This window comes from Marinobacter maritimus (assembly GCF_007671675.1).
In the GTDB taxonomy this organism is placed as follows: Bacteria; Pseudomonadota; Gammaproteobacteria; order Pseudomonadales; family Oleiphilaceae; genus Marinobacter; species Marinobacter maritimus.
This window is the reverse complement of record NZ_VCGW01000003.1, coordinates 179635-199955: the sequence shown is the minus strand read 5'-3', so window position 1 is coordinate 199955 and position 20321 is coordinate 179635. Positions and strand designations below refer to the sequence as shown.

Sequence of the window (20321 nt, the reverse complement as noted above, 5' to 3'; positions counted from 1 at the left end):
ACACTTACTCCCGTCTTCGAGGTTTACTGTATGTCGTAACGAACCGACAACATGCCCGTGCGACCAGCGGCGATGTATTTTCGACCATCAAAATACCTCGCAGTTGAGTATTCCTTATCAAGCACGTTGGCAAGGGTCAGGCGGCCGCTCCAGTTGGGCGCGAAATTCCAGCCGGCACGGAGATCAAACGTTCCAAACCCAGCCAATCGGTCGGTATTGGCAGCGTCATCATAGCGATGGCCCTCAGCTACGACAGAGCCGCCAAATGTAAAGTTATTAACGTCTTTGTCCAAATCAATACGGGCAGACTGCCTGGTGCGGCGGGCCAGCTGTTTGTTGGTATCACGATCTTCCGGATCCATGTAGGTTAACGCTACCCCTGCGCGCCACCCGTTATGTTCATATCCACCGGCAAATTCTGCACCACGGATTCGCGCCTCATCCACATTGACTCGTGTACTGACACCGCCAATCTGTCCAGCACCAATCAGGTTGTCAACGTCCATCTGATACAGGGCCAGATCCCAAAACCATCTTTGATAGTTGCCACTGGCACCAAGCTCATAGCTTTCTGATTCCTCAGGCTTCAGGTCAGGGTTGCCCTGATAGTTGAAGGACAGAGGCCAGTACAGGTCATTAAATGTGGGGGCTCTGAACGCTGTGCCGTAACTCGCACGCACTCGATGAGATCGGTCAACGCTGTAACCCAGCGCCAAACCGCCAGTTTCATTGGTCCCGTATGCTTCGTTATCATCGCCGCGAAGGCTCAGCTGCGCGTCAACCGGTCCAAAATTCAGGCGTAACTGACTGAACAACGCCGTATTGGTTCTGCTGGTTTCAGCATAGTTCTGCGAACTGCTGACCTCATCCTGCTGCAGCTCGGTACCCACAACCAGTTCATGAACATCGAAAGAAAAGGTATTCTCCCATCTGGCCTCTCGCAATCGAGTGTTATACGTGCTGTTACCAAAGGTTGTGAACGACTCCGATTCGTCCCGTGATTCCGCGAACTGAACGCCCATTTGCCAGCTTTCGCTCAGTGGCGTCATCAGCCCAAGGCCGATGGTGCGAATCATATAATCAATGTTGCCGCCCTCGTACTCGGTGTTCCCTTCGGATTGCAGCAGCATAATGCTCGCTTCACCACCGTTATCCAGAGTATGCACAACCCGGCCAAGCCCGGCGGTATTGCGAAAGCCCTTGTCTTCGCCGTTTTCAACGATCGCAGCTCCGTCGCTCTCTTTGTGCAAACCGCTCAAGCTGAAGCGTGTATTGCCAACCGAGCCGGATGCCCCCGCGCTGGCCTTTTGGGTATCAAAGTTTCCTGCACCAACCTCAACCCAACCTTGCTGGCCCTGTTGCGGGTCCAGTGTGAAAGCCTGTACCACGCCACCCATGGCATCTGCACCATAGAGCGAACTACGGGGCCCCCGCACAATTTCCACACGCTCAATGAGCTCTGTCGGAAAATACTGCCATGGAGCACCACCTCCGGTCGCAGAATGCAGCTTTACACCGTCAACAAGTAAAACCGTACCGGCATTCTGGACGCCACGGGTATACACACTCGTTGTCTTGCCGAAGGAGCCGTTACCAGTCACGCTGATACCTGGCTGGCCACGCAGCAGATCGGAAAACTCAGCCGGTGCTTTCGAACGAATCTCTTCTTCATCAACCACGGTAACGGATGCCAGGCTCTCACCCACCGTTTTAGGGCCCAGGGTTGCCGTGACAACAATCGGATTTAACTGCGAAACCTCGGCTTCTTGCGCGACCGCAATTGAGAGGGGACTAAAGGCAAAAGGGGCTACCAGAGCACTGGTAACTGAACGGGAGACTTTCATGAAACGCACTCACAGACTCACCACGCGCACCCGCATGGCTGATTGTTAGGTGCTCTGCAAAGGGAGGTTGGTTCTGGCAAAAATCCAGAATAAAGCTTTTCTAAGGTGGGAAAATTCCGTAAGACAGGCCGGTGTTTACCCACCGCAACTGCCCTCCGCAGCGCTCGGTGTGTTTACAGGCCGGTCTCCGGACTTGTGAGCTTGTAAAACTGACCGGCGTAACCTTCCCATGCATGCGCACAGTGGCATCTCTCTTCGCCGTTCACTCACTTACCGTTGCGGGGGCAGTGCCGGACTTTAACCGGCTTCCCGTTTCACTGCGGCAGCGACGATGATTGCGCTACAGCAGCACCTACAAACGAGCCCCAAGGCTAACAATGCGTTAATGTATGGTCAATGACTAATCACATTTCCTGGCCGCAAGAGCCTCCATCAGTTTTTGCGATTGCCTCTCATCTGCTGCCAAACCAAACCGGACCATTCCCGGTTGATCAAACACTCTGACCAGCACCGCTCGTGCGGCCAGTTGATCCGCCAGAATCTTGGGGTTATCAATACGAACTGTCTGAAACAGAGCGCTACCACCCGCAAGCGTCAGCCCGGCGGCCTGCAGCATCTCACGCAATGTGCAGGCACTCCGCTGCAAGCGGGTGCGGGCTTGCCACTGCCAGGCTGTATCGGTCAACACCTGCCGCATCACATAACGCGCTGGACCACTGAGCACCCAGGGGCCAAGCGCCTGTTTCAGACCCTCTGCAATTCTGTTATCTGCAAGTACAACCCCCGCCCGCACCCCAGCCAAACCAAAAAACTTCCCCAGCGATCGAAGCACAACCAAACCTGGCAGCCCGGCATGGAAGCAAAGGCTGAACGCCGGTGTAGCATCCATAAACGCCTCATCGACCACTAGCCAGCCACCGCGCTTTTGCAACCGCTGATGCCAGCGCATTAATGTAGAGGGCGGGATTATTGCTCCGGTTGGGTTATTAGGATTAATCCAGACCAGCACATCCAGCTGATCGAGCCAGCGATCATCGCAACCTGAAAAACCACCACCGGTTTGCTCAGGCGCTATGGGGACAATCCGGTGCCCGGCATGCCGCCAGCTATGTCCATGCTCACGATAACCCGGCACAGGTATGCCGACCCGGCAGGGTTTGCGCAACCGGGGCAAGGCCATAATGGCCGCCTGACTACCTGGCACGGGAACACAGGCTGCTGAAGACGCACCTGACCACTCACGAATGATATCGTCGAGCCCGTCATCGGCTTCCGGCAGTCTTTGCCATACCTCAGCCGGTATATTAGGTACCGGCCAGCCAATCGGGTTTATGCCGGTGGACAGATCAAGCCACTCCGAGCGGGGAATACCCCAGCGTTCTGCAGCGTCATTCAACTGACCACCATGTTCCAGCATCATTATAAGTGCACCACCACAAAGCCAAGTGTTGTGACTGCCCAGACAACAGCGAGCCAGAGCCAGACTCCGTGCCGGACCAGTTTGACCGCAGCTTCAATACTCGTGGAACTCGCATCCTGCGTGCCGCCCAGAGTCGGGCGTTGTTTAACGCCAGAGGGGTACGGCGAAGGCCCACCCAGCCGGACATTCAAGGCCCCCGCTCCCGCCGCCATAACAGGCCCCGCATTGGGGCTATCCCATTGCGGGGCCTGCTTTCGCCAACATCGCCAAGCAAGTTTGCGATCACCCAACAGCGTATAGGTAAGCGCGGTCAGCCGGGCCGGAACCCAACCCATCAGGTCATCCAACCGCGCAGCAGCCCGGCCAAAATACAGAAATCGCGGATTACGATAACCCCACATGGCATCCAGGGTGTTCACCATCCGGTGCATTACCACACCGGGAATGCCTGCAATGAGAAACCAGAACAAACTGGCAAAAACGGCATCAGCTCCGTTTTCCAGCACGGATTCCGTTGCAGCCGCAGCCACACCATGCCCGTCAAGTTCGCAGGCCTTGCGACTTACAATGCGGCTGACCTGTTCGCGGGCAGTTTCGAGGTTGCCCTGATGGAGCGGTGTAGCGACCGCCAGACCATGCTCCGCCAGCCCGCGTAGCGAAATAGCCAGCCAGAGCGCTACTGTCTGAACCAACAACAAAATCAGCCCTTCCAGCCTAACAGAAACCCAAACAGCCAGAAGCAGCATGGGCACCGTGGCCAAAAACACCGCTAACACCCCCGCAGAAACAGCTCGCAAGGGGGTGCCCGGTGAGCTATTGAGCTTTTTTTCCAAGGCAGTGACCAATCGCCCGAATCCGACAACCGGGTGCAGCCGGCGGGGCTCGCCGATCAAATTATCAAGGACGAGAGCAAACACACACACGATGAACGGGGCGAATAGCAACACAGGAATTTCCGAGTCAGAACGAAAGTGATGCCCTCAAGCCTACCTGATTGCGCCCAGCCGGAGTATGATCCCGCTTTATATTGAATTCGAGCGCCACTCCCCCGCTATCAGATCCTGCGTTTCGATCTGTTGATGTATGAAGGTATGTGCAATGTCTTTTCCACGCAGTTGGACCACCCCTCCCCGGCAACCCGAAGCACGTTTTTTTGAACAGGCCATGCAGCGACAGAGTGTGCTGACCAAACCCGCTGGCTCCCTGGGCAAGCTGGAAACCGTTGCCGTTCAGCTTGCTGGTCTTCAGGGCACTGACAAGCCCGAGTTGGACCGCATCCAGATCAGCGTGTTTGCAGGTGATCACGGTATCTGTGATGAAGGAATTTCCGCCTTCCCTCAAGCGGTTACTGCTCAAATGATTGCCAACTTCGCCAATGGAGGCGCGGCGATAAGCGTGCTGGCCAAGTCCCTGGGTGCAGGGCTGGAAGTTGTAAATCTTGGCACCGTATCGGATGTTGCACCTGGTTTACCCGGCGTTATAGACGCCCGCATTGCGCCCAGCACCCGTAACTTTTCGGCAACCGACGCCATGATAACCGAGCAGGTGTGTGCAGCCCTGAACTACGGCGACGCGGCGGCTCAGCGAGCGGCAGACAAATGCAGCCAACTGTTTATTGGCGGGGAAATGGGCATAGGCAACACCACTTCGGCAACCGCCATTGCGTGTGCACTGATGAACAAGAACCCCATGAAGCTGGCCGGTCCCGGCACGGGCATGAACGCTGCCGGTGTTCGCCATAAAGCCGAAGTTATTATCACTGCACTTCAGCGCCACGATAACGACGATGAAGGTCAGGATGCGATGGCGGTTCTAAAAGCCTTCGGTGGTTTTGAGATTGCAGCTCTGGCAGGCGCCATTGCCGGGTGTGCCGCACGATCCATTCCGGTGTTGATTGATGGCTATATTGTATCTGTTGCAGCACTGATCGCCGTTAACCAGCAACCCGACATCCGCCCTTGGCTCCTGTTCGCCCACCGTTCCGCAGAGCCAGGCCACCAGGCCGTTCTTGAGGCCCTGAACGCAGAACCACTGCTTGATCTGGGAATGCGCCTCGGGGAGGGTAGCGGCGCAGCAGCCGCAGTTCCCTTGCTAAGGCTTGCCTGCGAGCTTCATAACGGCATGGCCAGCTTTGCTGATGCCGGCGTCAGTAACAAAGACCAGCAATGAATAACACAACGATGGATAGCACAACGGTATTCGACCTCATCCGCCATGGCGAACCCGAGGGCGGGCCCATGTATCGGGGCAGCAAAGACGACCCGCTGAGCGAAACCGGCTGGCATCAGATGCGTAGTGCCATTACCAAAGTCGATACCTGGGATGCCATCGTTACCTCACCCATGTTGCGCTGCGTTCATTTTGCCCGGGAGCTGGCTGATCGCCACGGAATCCCCCTGCACAAGGATGAGCGTCTGCGAGAAATCAACTTCGGAGAGTGGGAAGGACGCACCGTTGAAAATGTGATGGCAAGTGATGGGGAAAGGCTAAACCGGTTTTGGGCCGATCCGGTGAGCAATACACCTCCGGGTGGTGAACAGGTCGTGGATTTCAACCGGCGCGTTATTGAAAGTTGGCACCACTGGCAACTAGAGCTTGCGGGCCAGAGTGTGCTGATCGTTTGCCATGGCGGCACCATACGGATGATCGTCGCAGCCACTATGAACATTCCCCTGGAACACGCGTTCTCAGGACTGACCACGCCCTATGCCTGCCGTAGCAGGATTCAGGTTGATACCTCAGACTATGGTGTGTTTCAAAGCCTTGTAGCGCACGGAGTTTGTTAAATGCTCAGGCTTTCACGGTTTTAAAACCACAGGCAACCCGGCAACACTCATGACCACCTTGCCGCACAGTTTTGCCAGCGACTGGTTCAGCCAGCCCAGCTCATCCGCAAAGCGGCGTGTGAGCGGATCCATCCCGATAATGCCCAGCCCGACTTCGTTGCTGACAATCACCAGCTCGCCGGGATAGCCGTTCACCTGTTCCAGAAACGCAGCCCGTTCCCGGGTAAATGTCTCTTCACCTGCGTGCAGAAGGTTACTCAGCCACAGGCTCATGCAGTCTACCAGAATACACGGCGGGGTCTGCTTTTGTGCACAACAGGCAATCACCTGCCCCAGAGCAAACGGCTCTTCCTCGAGCCCCCAGTCAGCGGGGCGCTGCTGTTGATGATACTGAATGCGCGCCCGCATCTCATCGTCCCCCGCTGCTGCGGTGGCAAGGTACATGACTGAGCTGTTTGTGTCAGATGCCAAGCGCTCCGCAAGCGCAGTTTTGCCTGAACGAACACCGCCAAGAACCAGAGTGTGCATGATGTTTGGTTGTTTCCCGAAAAGCCAGACGCGAATGCTAACCGGCGAACAGGCCGCAAAGCAAAGGACCGGGCCAAGCTTTTGAACGGGATGACACCAATATAGCCTTTCGGTGCAGGCTCCGCCGCCCAAGCACCGGTTTCTGCTATAGTTTTGCGGAGGCACTATTCATTCCATCCGGGAGACAGCATGCAGGCTGAACTGATCGACATCCGAAACCACCTTATCCAGCATGCTCCATTTGATGACATGCCGGAGGAGTTGGTCAATCAGCTAACTGCCAGTATTGAAATCAGTTATGTGCGGGCTGGGGCCCAGATACTGGAAACCGGACAGCCCAGCACCTGCATGTACTATCTCCGCAGCGGGGCGGTGGAGATTTTTCGGCGCTCTGGCGAACTCTATAACCGCATAGGTGAGGGCGAGATTTTTGGCCAGTTTGGTCTGCTGATGCAGCGGCAGGTTCGATTCCCGGCCCGGGCACTGGAAGACAGCCTGCTGTACCGCGTTCCTGCCGACACATTTCACTACCTGTTTGAAAACGATGAGAACTTTGCAGATTTTGTAGAGATAGAAGACCGCAGCCGTTTACGCTCGGCGCTCTCTCGCCGGGAAAAATCCAACGCACTGATGACCTCCCGCGTTACCCGGCTGATTTCCCGTAAAACGGTCTCTGCGCCCACTACGGTGCGATTGCAGGAAGCAGCGCGCATTATGACAGATAACGGCGTATCTGCCCTGCTGTTGATGGACGGCGAAGGCGACAGTGAGCGCCTTACCGGCATTATCACCGACCGTGACCTGCGCACCCGAGCTGTGACCGAAGCACTGCCATCTGAAACGCCCGTCAGCGACATCATGACCGAGGGGCTAATCACCATACGTACCAGCAGCTACATCTTCGAAGCCATGCTCACCATGCTGCATAACAACGTGCACCACCTACCGGTGATGGACGGCTATGAAGTCCGGGGCGTGATCGCGCTTGCAGACATTGTGAAGTATGAAAGCCAGAGCAGCCTGTACCTGGTGAGCAATATCTACCATCAGCAGCATGTAAAGGGCCTGAAGAAGATCAGTCTCGATGTCCGCGACAGCTTTGTACGCATGGTCAATGAAGACGCCAACTCACACATGATTGGCAGTGCCATGGCAGGCATTGGGCGCAGCTTTACTCAACGCCTGCTGGAACTGGGAGAAGAAAAGCTGGGGCCGCCGCCAGTGCCATATTGCTTCATGGCACTGGGTTCCATGGCACGGGACGAGCAGCTGGTCGTGACAGATCAGGACAACGCCATGATTCTGGACGACAGTTTTGTGCCAGAGGAACACGATGGGTACTTTCTGGCTCTGGCGAAGTTTGTGTCCGACGGCCTGTCGGAGTGCGGCTATACCTACTGTACCGGGGACATCATGGCCACCAATCCAAAATGGCGCCAGCCATTGAAGGTGTGGCGAAGTTACTTTACCGACTGGATTGAAAACCCCAAGGCAGAAGCTCTGCTGAACAGTAATATCTTCTTTGATCTGGACGGCATATACGGTCGTACCGAGTTCGCGGAAGAGCTCAAAACCCTGATCAGCGAAAAGGCCAGCAACAGCCAGCTTTTCCTCACTCTTATGGCGCGTAACGCACTCAACCGAACGCCTCCTCTTGGTTTCTTCCGCACCTTTGTACTTGAGGAAGACGGTAAGCATCAAAAAACCTTTAACCTGAAGCGTCGGGGTACTGCCCCACTATCCGACCTGATCCGGATTCACGCGCTGGCCTGCGGATCGCGGGCGCAGAACTCCTTCGAGCGGCTGAAAAGCATCGGCAAAACCAAGCTGATCCTTGAGGACGATCTGGGCAACCTGAGAGATGCACTCGAATTCATATCTATTGTGCGAATCCGCCATCAAGCCTTGTCTCTCGAGGCAGGAGAAGAGCCGGACAACAACGTGCGGCCGGAGGACTTGTCGCCGTTTGAGCGCAGTCACCTCAAAGATGCGTTCCAGGTTGTGAGTAACGCCCAGAAGTTTCTGAGGTTCCGCTATACCTCACAGGCCACCCGGCATGTCTGAGAGCCCGGCCATGCCAGAAGCGGTCAAGCATCTGCCCTGGCCAGAGCAGTATCAGGCTCTGGCCAGCAGTGCCAAGGCGCCCGTACTGAAGGCCTTTTATGAGGCCGGCTGCGTTCCCGCGGATACACCGGTATCCGAGGCTCCCATGGTGGCTCTGGATTTTGAGACTACCGGCCTGGAGGCGGAGGCACACTCAATTGTCAGTATCGGATTGGTGCCTTTTACGCTGGATGCCATTCAGCTTGGCAAGGCAAAGCACTGGGTCGTTCGCCCAAGGCTGCCACTGCATCAGGCGTCGGTTACCTTTCATGGCATCACCCACGCCGATATCAACAAAGCTCCGGATCTGTCAGAAATACTTGAGGAGGTTTTTGCCAGCTTGAACGGCCGTGTTCCGGTGGTGCACTTCAGGCATATCGAGCGGCGATTCCTGAATGTGGCGCTGCAATATCGCCTTGGTGAGGGCATTCGCTTTCCGGTCGTCGACACCATGGCGATTGAGGCGCACTTACACCCGGGCCGACAGCCTTCTTTTTTCAAGCGCCTGGTGGGTGAAAAGCCACTATCCATACGCCTGGCCGACAGCAGAACGCGTTATGGGCTGCCTCATTACGCGGCCCATAACGCTCTGATTGATGCCATTGCCACTGCCGAGCTGCTGCAGGCTCAGATACAACATCACTTCAGCCCGCAGACGCCTATCGGCGACTTTTGGCTTTGAGGGCTCGGGACCCTCTCGGGCTTTACCGGGCCGCCTTCACTTCTGCAACCCAGTTGCCGTAGCCGGCGTCAGCCATTTCTTCCAGCGGGATGAACTTCATGGCGGCTGAGTTCATGCAGTAACGCAGGCCGGTAGGCGCCGGGCCATCGTTGAACACATGCCCGAGGTGCGAATCAGCAAAGCGGCTGCGAATCTCGGTGCGTTTCATGAAGAACCCGTTGTCTTCCTTTTCTACAACCATGTCCGGGCTCAGTGGGCGGGTAAAGCTCGGCCAGCCTGTACCGGATTTATACTTGTCACGGGAGGAAAACAAGGGCTCACCTGACACAACATCCACGTAGATTCCTGGCTGCTTGTTGTCCCAATACGGATTGCTGAACGCCCGTTCTGTACCGTCATTCTGGGTTATTTCATACTGCGTACTGGTCAGCTTCTGCTTAAGGGTGTCTGAATCCGGCTTGACGAACGTTTGCGGATCAAACCCTTTCATCCCCGCGCTCTTTTCCGCAGTCTTTTCAGCGCTGTCGGCAGCCTTTGCCTCTGGCTTGAACTGGCTGAAATCCAGCTCGTAGTCTTTTCCATATACGTCTTCGATGAACTGATAGCGGCCTGAGTTGAAGGTGTAAAGGTTGTAGCGCACCGGATTCTTTTTGTAGTAATCCTGGTGATACTTCTCAGCCGCATAAAAGGTCTTCAGCGGGGTAATTTCGATCACCACCGGATTCTTGTAAACACCTGATGCCTGCAGCTCTTGTTTCGCGGTTTCTGCCAAACGTTTCTGCTCGGCATTATGATAGAAAATTGCGGGGCGATACTGCTGTCCGCGATCAACAAACTGACCCTTGGCATCCGTCGGGTTCATCATTCTCCAAAGGCCTTGCAGCAAGCCTTCGTAGGTAATCACATCAGGATCGTAATAAACCTGCACCGCCTCGGTGTGCCCGGTACGGCCGGAAGAGACCTGCTGGTAGTTCGGGTCGGGCTCATCTCCGCCCGCGTAGCCAGAAACGGCCTCAGCTACACCGGGGATCTTCTCGTAACCGGCTTCCACGCACCAGAAGCAGCCACCGGCAAAGGTCGCGACTTTCAGGCCCGGATCTGACGGCGCGTATTCACTGGTTTTGGCCGTCGTCTTTTCCGCCGTGGCAACGGCCGCATAGAAAGCGCCCGTGGCCCCAATAAGCAATGCGGTGACCATAGCGAGTATTTTTCGATTCATAACAACTCTCCTGCGAGTAATATCGTAAGCCATCCTATCGCTGTGACTTCACCAAAACGTTCCTTAATTCTTACGAATCTATAACTCCGTGGATTCATTTGCCGTTGCCGCGGCCTGCGGCAACCAGAAACGAAAGGCTGCGCCAGACCCCGGTTGGCTTTCTACGGAAACCCGCCCCTGCTGTAATTCCGCCATCCGGCGCGCAATGGCGAGGCCCAGCCCGGCATGTCCAGTGCGGATGGCTCCCGGCGCCTGATAAAACGGATCGAATACGTGATCAATATCCTGCGGGTTGATGCCCTCTCCGGCGTCCAGAACGCAGATTTCAACGCCCTCGTTGCCCGCCGCAACGCTCAGCTTTACCTCGGCGCCCTTCGGTGAGTGGTCAACAGCGTTACCGATCAGGTTGTCCAGCACCCGCTCGGTCATGGCGATATCTGCAAGCACCATCGCCGGCTGTGCAACGGTTATGCTCAGGGCAACCCCCACCTGTTCTGCCTTCGGCCTATGCTTTTGCACCACATCGTGCAGCAATTCCGCGGGCATGAACGGCTCCGCCAACGGCTGCCGTTCGCGGGCGTCCAATGCCGCCAGCTCAAACAGTTCATCAACCAGTTTGCTGAGGCGAAGGGTTTCAGCCAGTGCCACACTCAAAAAACGTCGGCGCTCGTCGGGGTTCAGCACCTGCTGCTTCATCCCCAGTGTTTCCAGGTAACCCTGAATGGACGCCAGCGGTGTGCGCAAATCGTGTGACACCTGGGCCACCAATTGGCGGCGCTGGCGATCCTTGTCTTTCAGTAGCTCCAACTGAGCGGCAATGCGGGCAGCCATCTGATCGAACCGGGCTGACAGATAGTCCACATCGTCTCCGGGGACACCGGTTTCGTGTGCGCCGCCCGTGTTTACGGCACCCTTTGCTTCCGCTTCGAACGCCTCCACCCGAGCCGTCAACCGGGACAGCCTTCGTGTCAGCAGCCGAAAAAATACCAGACCCGCCAGCAGTCCCACGAAAAGGCTGATGGCAAGGGCGCCGCCGCCCATCTGCAACAGACGATCACTGTGCACCATGCTTTCGGCAAAATCGTATTCCTCACCTCTGAGCACAACGTAGAGATAGCCCGCCGTGTTCTCGGCGCTGGGTATCGGCGTGACCGAGAACACTTTGCCGCGATCGTGGCTGCGAGGATCGTCACCCTGCAATGGATAGGCGTCCGGATTTTCCAGCAACTCGTGAACTGGCTCCAGGGATACGTGCTTGCGCTTGATTTTGGCCGGGTCGGCGGAATAGGAAAGAATGCGCCCCGTCTGATCCAGCAGGTAAATCTCGATGCTGGGATTGATGCTCATGTAGAGATCAAACAGCCGCTCCAGCTCGCTGTGGTTGATCTTGCCATCGGTAACCAGGTTGCGATCTGAAACCAAATGACGGGCCAGGTCGCGGTTGAGCTCCTGACTCACCGCCGCACTGTACTCACGTACGGAGTAGAGGCTTAGCGCGGTAAACAGTCCGCCAACAATCACCAGCAACAGAAACAGGCCGATGGCCAGGCGCGCATAAAGGGTTTGAAACAGGGGTAGAGTCATGGATCAGTCCAGAAACCGGTATCCGACGCCCCACACCGTCTGCACGTAACGGGGTTCGGCCGGGTTGGATTCGACCTTGTTGCGCAACCGGTTGATATGGGTGTTTACGGTGTGTTCGTAACCCTCGTGATTATAGCCCCACACTGCGTCCAGCAGCTGCGCGCGGCTGAATACGCGCCCGCGGTGGCAGGCAAAGTGCCAGAGAAGATCAAACTCACGGGCAGTGAGCTCCGCTTCGCTGCCATGAACGAACACCCGACGGCGCACAGGGTCGATGCGGAGACCGTCCACTTCCAGTTCCTCAGCTTTTGCCTGCTCAGAACTGCGTGAAGAAAGCGCATCCACCCGCCGGAACAGGGCTTTGATGCGGGCAGCAAGCTCCGCGACGCTGAAGGGTTTGGTCAAATAGTCGTCTGCGCCCATTTCAAGGCCAAGCACCCGATCCAGCTCGGTGCTTTTGGCAGTGAGCATCAGCACCGGGACATAACCCGGGATCGCGCGAATTTCCCGGCACACCGACAGCCCGTCCAGCCCCGGCAGCATCAAGTCGAGAACCACCAGATCAATGCCGCCCTTTTGAAATCGCTCAAGGCCGTCATCCCCTCGATCCACCAGAACCGGCTGCATGCCAAGATCCTTGATCTGCATGCTGACCAGCTCGCCAATCCCGGGGTTGTCCTCAATTATCAGTACCGTTCGTGTCATGGTGCTCAGGCTCGTTTGTCCGGGCTGTGCGAACAGCCCATCTGCTGTGTGTCCTTTTCTGCAGTCTAACGCGAAAACTTCACGAATCTGTCACAAGAGCCTCGATGAAAGCTGCCTTCGGGATGACGAAAACTGACACCCCTTTACACAAAAGCCCGGAAGGCATCGCTGCTTTCCGGGCTCTCTGTTTGCCTGTGCGATTACGCCATCAGGTTGTAAACAAACACAATCACCACTGCCACAGGAGACACGTAGCGCAGCAGAATCAGCCATAAGGCAAACGCGCCACGGCTCAGCCTCACGTCAGCTTTCAGGGATTCTTTTGCAACAAACCAGCCCACAAAGATCGCCGTCAGCAAGCCGGACAGAGGCAACAGGATGTTGGCTGTAAAGAAGTCCAGCAGGTCGAAAATCGTCTTGCCTTCAAAACGCGCAAACATGTCGAGTGGCGCAAAATCCGCCCATACGTTCAGCGACAGAATAGACGCAATGCCCAGAAGCCAGCACAGCACGCCGACTACAATGGCACTGCCCACACGCTCCATATTGGTGTTTTCTTCCACCCACTCAACCACGGGTTCCAGCAGGGAGATACCCGATGTCCAGGCGGCGAACAGCAATAATAAAAAGAACAGCGTGCCGAACAGGCCGCCCATGGGCATGTTGCCAAACGCCAGAGGCAAGGTCTGGAAAATCAGTCCGGGGCCAGCACTGGCTTCAAGACCGTTGGCAAAAACCACCGGGAAGATTGCCAGGCCAGCCAGCAACGCTACCACCGTGTCCATCAAGGCAATGCTCACCGCCGTACGCCCCACAGGCACATCACGCCCAAGGTAGGAGCCATACGCCATCATGATGGCCATACCCAGGCTGAGCGTAAAAAACGCATGACCCAAAGCAATCAGCACGCCGTTGATGGTCAGTGCACCGAAGTTTGGCGTAAACAGAAAGCTTACAGCTTCACCGAAGTGCCCTGTGGTGGTGGCGTAGCCCACCGCAATCAGCAGCAGCACAAAAAGCGCCGGCATCAGAATCGTGACTGCGCGCTCCAGGCCGCTCTTCAACCCCCGGGACACCACCAGTATCACCAGCGCCATAAACAGAGTGTGCCATGCCAGCAGCTGCTTTGGGCTGGCCAGCAAACCACTGAAAAGCCCGCCGATGGAATCCGCTGTGCCACCGGTGAAATCACCCATGGCCGCATGGCCGATGTAAGAGGCAGCCCAACCCCCAATAACCGAATAAAACGAAAGAATCGCAAACGCCGCGATCATGCCGATAACAGCAGAAATACGCCACGCCGGCGAACTGAGGTTGCGTTCGGCCACCAGGCGCATACTGCCAATCGGGTTATGACGGCCGCTGCGACCCACAAATATTTCCGCCATCATGATGGGTACACCGATAATGGCAATACACAGCAGGTAAACCAGAACGAACGCGCCGCCTCCATTCTCGCCCGTGACATAAGGAAATTTCCATATGTTGCCGAGGCCTACGGCAGAGCCGGTTGCTGCGAGAATGAACGCGAAACGGGAAGACCAGAGGCCGCGAGAAGCTTCTGTGTCGTTACCCGAGGCCGGGTTGAGCTGAGTCATTTCATTTTCCTGTGCTTTTGGCTAAGGAGTCGTCAAAGTGAGCCGGCGTGACTAATCCGTCACTACCCCCGGCGGTTGGGGGGCGATTCTGCCAGCACCGGTTCCGGGATGCCAGTTCCGACCAACCGGGCCCGGGGGTGGAGGCGTGCATTGATCCAAAGTGACAGAGCAATAATGCCCCCACCGACCGCAAGCCTCAGCAAATCCGCATCCCGGTTCCAGATAAGCAGGTTCACCAGCAATCCCGCGGGTACCAGAACGTTGTTCATGATCGCGAGTGTTCCAGCATCGACACGGCAGGCTCCTCGATTCCAGAGGAACAGGCCAAGCCCGGAAGCTGCAAGCCCCAGCCATGTCAGAATGCCCCATTGCAACGCTGTACTGGGCAAGCGCTCAACATTGCCGAACACCATAAACGATGGCAATGCGATAATCAGCGCGCCAATAAAGAAATAACCAAATGTGCGGTACGCGGGGATATCAACCGGGAAGCGTTGCATAACATGCTTGTAGCCCACCTGGCCCGCTGCGAACGTGAAATTCGCAACTTGCAGCAACAGGAAGCCGGTAATGAAATCCTCGCTGAGCCCGTCATAGCGGATGACACCGGCACCGAACGTCGCTATTGCAGCCGCAACCAGAGCAATAGGGGAAAATCGGCGAGACAGGGTGTCATCAAGCAGGGTTACGTACAGGGGCGTAAAGATGGTGAACAGCAATACTTCCGGAACCGTCAGATAGCTGAACGAGCGGTACAGGCACAGATAGGTAATGCCGAACTGCAGCATGCCGGTTATCAGCACACCCAGTTTCAACCCTCCTGGCACGCCTCGCCAACGGGTAAACGGCAGGAATATCAACATTGCCAGTAACACACGGCTGAGCACTGCAAAATCGCTGTCTACCTGGCCGGCGAGAAACTCACCAATCAGGCTGAAAGAAAAAGCCCAGAGTACCGTGACGAAGACCAGGAGTCCCATAATGCATGCTGTCCGTGAGAGTTAGCGGGCGCCTACTTTAACGGGTTTCAAGGCTATTTTCAGCGCCTTTTCGTGGCAAACCCCTATGATGTACATCGTGAAGATCAAGTAGAATATGCGCCCCGCCAATCCCGCCCTTGATGACTATCCGCTCAGGCCCTTCGGAACAGTACTCTATGGATGACACACATCAGCCACTGCCGGAAGTTCGCAAGTCTCTCGTCTCGCGAACGCTGACCGAGTGGAAGACTCTGGCGATACTCGGCGGGCCGATTCTGATCGCACAAATCGCCCAAATGGCCAACGGCGTTATCGATACGGTTATGGCTGGCCATGCCAGCGCTGAAGACCTGGCGGGCGTGGGCATTGGCAGCAGCCTCTGGATGCCGTTGTTCCTGTTTTTTATGGGTATGCTCGGAGCACTGCAGCCGATTATTTCCGGTTACAACGGCGCGCGTGCACCGGAAAAAATAATGCCGGCCACCTGGCAGGGCTTATACATCGCCGGTGTCGGCTCTGTTGTAATGATCCTGTTGCTGACAAACGTGCATCCGATTCTGGAAGGGCTGAAGCTCGAGGCCACTACCGCAAGCATAACCCAAGGCTACCTGAACGCGTTTGCGTGGGGCATTCCTGCCCTACTGTTGATGACAGCTCTTCGCGGCCTGACGGATGGGCTGGGGCACACCCGCGTGATTATGGCATTCTCGGTACTGAGCACACTGATCAACCTGCCCCTGAATTATATATTCATTTACGGCAAGCTCGGGTTACCTGCAATGGGCGGCGTTGGCTGTGGCTGGGCAACGTCTATTTCCAACGGAGTTGCCGCAATAGCGTTACTGACCTACCTGAGCCGAAGCCAGCTCTACAAAAAATTCCACCTGGTTGCAGACTGGGCAAAGCCCAATGCCACCCTGATTCGCTACATCCTGAGCATTGGCATACCTATCGGATTCACGATATTTGTAGAAGCCAGTGTGTTCTCTGTGATCGCGCTTTTTCTCGCACCATTGGGCCCAGTAGTTGTCGCAGGGCACCAGATTGCACTGAACGTGGTGTCTCTGCTGTTCATGCTGCCGCTAAGTATTGGCATGGCTCTGACCTTAAGAGTCAGCTTTCTCATCGGTGCCGGCGCACCGGATACCGCACGCCTGATTTCCCGGAGTTCACTGATTCTTGCGGCCTGCACAGCCCTGGTTTTCGCCATTCTCCTGTTTGTTTTCTCACAAGGCATTGCAGCGCTCTATACCAGCGACGCGGATGTTCAGACGGTGACCGTTCGCTTGTTGATGTTCGCGGCACTCTTCCAGGTGGCCGATGTTATCCAGGTGACGTGCATCAGCGCCCTGAGAGGTTACAAGGATACGGGAATCCCCTTGCTGATCATGCTGTTCTCATTCTGGGGTGTGGGGTTACCGCTAGGCTATATTCTGACGTTTACTGATGTGATTGCTCCGGCTATGGGAGCTGCAGGGTTCTGGATAGGGCTGACCGGTGGGCTGGCATCGGCCAGTGTGTTGTTGGGGTGGAGGCTGTTCCGATATCGCCCGGCAACCACCGGCCAACTAGCCAACTAGCTCGGTGCTGCCAACAGACAGGTCCGGATTGGCCGCTGGCATTGCATCGGAAAACACGATCCTGTCGCGGCCAGCTTCCTTCGCCTCATAGAGAGCCGTATCTGCACGCTCCAGCCAATTTTCCACACGCTCACCGGGTCTGCGCAGCGCGACGCCAAACGACGCGCTGATTGCGCCACCCGGATGCCTAATCTTTTTCCGCAAGGTATGCTGCAGGTTATTCATCACCGCTGTCAGGCCTGCGCCGTCTACACCGGGCAGCACAAGTACAAACTCTTCACCGCCGTATCGGAAAAGCTGGTCAGATTTTCGCGTGCTGTGCTGAATCAGTGTTGCCAGATCAATAAGCACGCCATCGCCTACGCCATGACCATACTCATCGTTGATCTTCTTGAAGTGATCAATATCAAGCATCACCAGCGCATAAGGCAAGCCAGTGCGCTCAGCATGGGCTGACGCCAGATTAAGCTCTTCGTCCATGGATCGGCGATTTTTTACGCCGGTCAGAGGGTCGATGGTCGCCAAATGTTCCAGGCTATGGCGCTGACTGTCGTTACGTTGCGCAAAAACATAGGCCGCGGCACTGACCACTACTGCGGTTGCAGTAAATGTCCACATCTGAACATCAGACTGAAAAACATCGCCCAAACCTACCATGGCTGAAATCGAGGCGAGGTTGAGAAATCCCGCCATACGCGGGCTGGCCAAAAAAAACGTAGTGACCAGACAAGGATACAACCAGAACAACCCCACCTCACCTACAACCGCCGCCACCATAACGGCACCAAAACACGCAACGGTGGCCAGAACCATGCCACTGCGGCGTGTATCTCCTGTTATCCAGGCGTAGACCATTCCCCCCGATATGCTCAGCAGAATCGTGGTATCTATGCCCCCGGCAACCAAATCACCCTGCAAAAAGCGCATAACTGCAAATGGGGTAATCCCCAGCAATGCACTGGCACCCAAAAGAGTAATAATCGATAACCGGAAATCGGTTTTGAGACGCGTTAGCATATTTGCCATTTTCCTGCCAGGCAGAGCTTACTCTTCAAGCATAAGTCAGTGCGGCACAATAAGCGCCACTTTCTACGTTTTTTAACAAAATGCCCGCGAAATGTCATAATAAAGAAAGATTTTCGATGATTTTTTGCGCTTGGACGGGTAGCCCTTACAAATCGAATACCTTTACTATGTCCATAACTGTGTTCAAACCCGACATACCATACAGGAATCAACAGAAAGTTGAGTGATCTCGTTCGAATCGCCCCCGGCGCATTGACCATAGGCCGCGCCCTACCTTGGGACGTATATGACGCCGACGGCAACGTTCTGCTTTGCCAGGGCTATGTCATTCAAACAGATTCACAGCTTGAGCAACTTTTTGAGCGCGGTCATTTCAAACCGCGGGTTATTGAGGTGCCGCGGGAAGACACCGAGGCATCTGGCGATGAAGCCCAATGCAACCCGTTTGCCCGCTACCCGGATTATCTTCATGCGCTTGAAAACACTCTGGCGATGATTGCCAGTGGCAAGCCCGAAGCCCGCAAACACCTGCAAGACCTGGCCTATGCTTTAGAACAAGCCTGCGTCCGCTCGCCGGACTCCAGCCTTGCGCTGATACACCTATACTCGGTCGGGCCGACCATCCACGAACAGATCATTTTTTACGCCATTCTTTGCCAGCTTATCGCCAGACAATTCGGGCTCGATGAACAACGTATCCCGCTATTGACTGAAGCTGCCTTGAGCGCAAATCTCGCTCTGGTACCTGTTGCCGACAAACTCAACGCCTTCAACAAGGTGCTCAGCAAAGAGCAGAGAAGCGTCATTCGCAAGCACCCACAACGTAGCGTGCGCGCCCTGAAAGCTATGGGTATTGAGAATGAGCTATTGTTTACCATCATCGCGCAGCACCATGAGCAGGCAGATGGCAGCGGTTATCCGGAGGGGCTGAGCGGTGCAGACATCCGGCCCGAGGCGGAGATCCTTGCACTCGCCGAACGGTATGTTGCCATGATCACAAAGCGTGCGTATCGCCAGCGAATGAACGTAACCGCTGCGCGCAAGCTGATCGCCAACCTCGCAGACGGCACCTTCCGGCCAGCCCTGTCCAAAGCCCTGTTGCAGGTTCTGGGAGAGTATCCGCCAGGAACCCTTGTGCGGCTGGAAAATAACGAGGTTGGTGTAATAACAGGCAGGCCAGTACGTGCCCGCGGCCCGTTTGCTCAGGTTGTTTTCGATCCTTCGGGGAACAACTACGAGACCCGCCAGGAACGTGACACCAGCGAGCCCGGTTTCAATATCCAGGCTCTGGAAGAGCCGGACATAATGCCATCCATGAATTTCAGCCAGATTTGGGGCTTCCCCGACTCGCCCGCTTGATCCTTTGAATCGCTCAGCTCAGGCCCAAAGCCCGGGCGTGGTGGTTCAGATGGTCATCAATAAAGGAAGCTATAAAGAAATAGCTGTGGTCGTAACCATTGCGCATCCGCAGGTTGATGGGGTGGTTGTACCGTTCGCACGCCGTTACCAGCGCTTCTGGATTGAGCTGGCTTTCCAGGAAACCGTCTGCCGTGCCTTGATCGATCAGCAGGGGCAGTCGTTCACTGGTTTTCGGAATCAGCAAGGTAGCATCCCACTCTTCCCAGCTCGCCGGATCGTCACCAAGGTAGCCTTTGAATGCCTTTTGCCCCCAGGGACAAACGGTGGGATGGGCAATGGGCGCAAAAGCCGATACGGATGCATAGAGACCCGGATTACGAAGTGCGCATATCAGCGCACCATGGCCTCCCATGGAGTGACCACTGATGCTACGTCTGTCGGTCAACGGCAGCTCGCTTTCAACCAGCTGCGGAAGCTCTTTTAACACATAGTCATACATGCGGTAGTGCGGTGCCCAAGGCTGCTGAGTGGCATTAATATAGAACCCCGCCCCGCTCCCGAAGTCGTAGCTATCGTCTTCGCCCGGCAGGTTAACACCACGAGGGCTGGTATCCGGACAGATAATAGCCACACCCAATTCCGCTGCTTTCCTCTGAGCTCCCGCCTTCTCCATGAAATTCTGATCCGTGCAGGTCAGCCCGGACAGCCACCAGAGCGCTGGCACCTTTTGCGGATTCGAACCCACCGCGGCCGGCGGCAGATACACGGCGAACTCCATCGTGCATTCCAACGTGGCAGATGTGTGGCGGTAGCGTCGGTGCTCCCCGGCGAAACAGACGTTAGTGGACAAGAGTTCCATAGTATCCTCTGTGAAATGCGGCTTGAGAATCAGGCTTGAGAGTATGGC

17 protein-coding genes and 1 riboswitch are annotated in these 20321 nt (G+C 55.9%); of the genes, 6 read left to right on the top strand and 11 right to left on the bottom strand.

Annotated elements, in window-relative coordinates; translation table 11 throughout:
- Nucleotides 1-23: 23 nt before the first annotated feature.
- The 3 genes from FFI90_RS13095 to cbiB form a co-directional block, all read right to left on the bottom strand.
- Entirely contained in the window at nt 24-1844 is a 1821-nt protein-coding gene (locus FFI90_RS13095) for a TonB-dependent receptor domain-containing protein (protein ID WP_144778516.1), read from the bottom strand.
- Nucleotides 1845-2005: 161 nt separating this feature from the next.
- Nucleotides 2006-2215, bottom strand: a riboswitch (cobalamin riboswitch).
- Nucleotides 2216-2244: 29 nt separating this feature from the next.
- Nucleotides 2245-3261: a threonine-phosphate decarboxylase CobD gene (gene cobD / locus FFI90_RS13090; RefSeq protein WP_144778994.1), complete on the bottom strand. Its 1017-nt coding sequence runs from the start codon at nt 3259-3261 to the stop codon at nt 2245-2247.
- A 2-nt stretch (nt 3262-3263) separates the two neighbouring features.
- The gene (gene cbiB, locus FFI90_RS13085; RefSeq protein WP_246123579.1) at nt 3264-4211 is read right to left on the bottom strand and encodes an adenosylcobinamide-phosphate synthase CbiB; all 948 of its coding nucleotides are present in this window, start codon (nt 4209-4211) and stop codon (nt 3264-3266) included.
- 151 nt (nt 4212-4362) lie between these two features.
- Here cbiB and cobT point away from each other — a divergent pair, with 151 nt between their 5' ends.
- Nucleotides 4363-5433 carry a nicotinate-nucleotide--dimethylbenzimidazole phosphoribosyltransferase gene (gene cobT, locus FFI90_RS13080; protein WP_144778515.1) on the top strand — a complete coding sequence of 357 codons (1071 nt, stop codon included), beginning with the start codon at nt 4363-4365 and terminating at the stop codon, nt 5431-5433.
- A complete protein-coding gene (locus FFI90_RS13075) occupies nt 5430-6050 on the top strand; it encodes a histidine phosphatase family protein (protein ID WP_246123577.1) in 621 nt (206 codons plus the stop codon). The genes cobT and FFI90_RS13075 overlap by 4 nt, the downstream gene beginning before the upstream one ends.
- Before the next feature lie 12 nt (nt 6051-6062).
- Here FFI90_RS13075 and cobU read toward each other — a convergent pair whose 3' ends face one another.
- A complete protein-coding gene (cobU, locus tag FFI90_RS13070) occupies nt 6063-6578 on the bottom strand; it encodes a bifunctional adenosylcobinamide kinase/adenosylcobinamide-phosphate guanylyltransferase (protein WP_144778514.1) in 516 nt (171 codons plus the stop codon).
- 189 nt (nt 6579-6767) lie between these two features.
- Between cobU and FFI90_RS13065 the strand changes: the two genes are divergently transcribed.
- Together FFI90_RS13065 and FFI90_RS13060 are read left to right on the top strand one after the other, a co-directional pair.
- The gene (locus FFI90_RS13065) at nt 6768-8642 is read left to right on the top strand and encodes a DUF294 nucleotidyltransferase-like domain-containing protein (protein ID WP_144778513.1); all 1875 of its coding nucleotides are present in this window, start codon (nt 6768-6770) and stop codon (nt 8640-8642) included.
- The gene (locus FFI90_RS13060) at nt 8635-9363 is read left to right on the top strand and encodes a 3'-5' exonuclease (protein ID WP_144778512.1); all 729 of its coding nucleotides are present in this window, start codon (nt 8635-8637) and stop codon (nt 9361-9363) included. Before FFI90_RS13065 ends, FFI90_RS13060 begins: the two co-directional genes overlap by 8 nt.
- Nucleotides 9364-9385: 22 nt before the next feature.
- On the opposite strand, the gene msrB is transcribed toward FFI90_RS13060, so the two are convergent.
- The 5 genes from msrB to FFI90_RS13035 all read right to left on the bottom strand — a co-directional run bounded on the left by msrB (nt 9386) and on the right by FFI90_RS13035 (nt 15449).
- Nucleotides 9386-10582, bottom strand: a complete 1197-nt coding sequence (msrB, locus tag FFI90_RS13055; protein ID WP_144778511.1) for a peptide-methionine (R)-S-oxide reductase MsrB — start codon at nt 10580-10582, stop codon at nt 9386-9388.
- A 78-nt stretch (nt 10583-10660) separates the two neighbouring features.
- Nucleotides 10661-12166 carry a sensor histidine kinase gene (locus FFI90_RS13050; RefSeq protein WP_144778510.1) on the bottom strand — a complete coding sequence of 502 codons (1506 nt, stop codon included), beginning with the start codon at nt 12164-12166 and terminating at the stop codon, nt 10661-10663.
- Between the two features lie 3 nt (nt 12167-12169).
- Nucleotides 12170-12871 (bottom strand): response regulator transcription factor, encoded by a 702-nt coding sequence (locus FFI90_RS13045; protein WP_144778509.1) that lies wholly within the window; start codon nt 12869-12871, stop codon nt 12170-12172.
- Nucleotides 12872-13071: 200 nt separating this feature from the next.
- Nucleotides 13072-14469 carry a sodium-dependent transporter gene (locus FFI90_RS13040; protein ID WP_144778508.1) on the bottom strand — a complete coding sequence of 466 codons (1398 nt, stop codon included), beginning with the start codon at nt 14467-14469 and terminating at the stop codon, nt 13072-13074.
- 62 nt (nt 14470-14531) lie between these two features.
- Nucleotides 14532-15449 carry a carboxylate/amino acid/amine transporter gene (locus tag FFI90_RS13035; RefSeq protein ID WP_144778507.1) on the bottom strand — a complete coding sequence of 306 codons (918 nt, stop codon included), beginning with the start codon at nt 15447-15449 and terminating at the stop codon, nt 14532-14534.
- 176 nt (nt 15450-15625) lie between these two features.
- On the opposite strand from FFI90_RS13035, the gene FFI90_RS13030 reads away from it, so the two are divergent.
- Nucleotides 15626-17029 (top strand): MATE family efflux transporter, encoded by a 1404-nt coding sequence (locus tag FFI90_RS13030; protein ID WP_144778506.1) that lies wholly within the window; start codon nt 15626-15628, stop codon nt 17027-17029.
- Here FFI90_RS13030 and FFI90_RS13025 read toward each other — a convergent pair.
- Nucleotides 17018-18046, bottom strand: a complete 1029-nt coding sequence (locus tag FFI90_RS13025) for a GGDEF domain-containing protein (protein WP_144778505.1) — start codon at nt 18044-18046, stop codon at nt 17018-17020. The genes FFI90_RS13030 and FFI90_RS13025 overlap by 12 nt on opposite strands.
- Before the next feature lie 228 nt (nt 18047-18274).
- On the opposite strand from FFI90_RS13025, the gene FFI90_RS13020 reads away from it, so the two are divergent.
- Nucleotides 18275-19414 carry an HD-GYP domain-containing protein gene (locus FFI90_RS13020; RefSeq protein ID WP_144778504.1) on the top strand — a complete coding sequence of 380 codons (1140 nt, stop codon included), beginning with the start codon at nt 18275-18277 and terminating at the stop codon, nt 19412-19414.
- Between the two features lie 13 nt (nt 19415-19427).
- On the opposite strand, the gene fghA is transcribed toward FFI90_RS13020, so the two are convergent.
- A complete protein-coding gene (gene fghA, locus FFI90_RS13015; RefSeq protein ID WP_144778503.1) occupies nt 19428-20273 on the bottom strand; it encodes an S-formylglutathione hydrolase in 846 nt (281 codons plus the stop codon).
- Between the last annotated feature and the right edge of the window lie 48 nt (nt 20274-20321).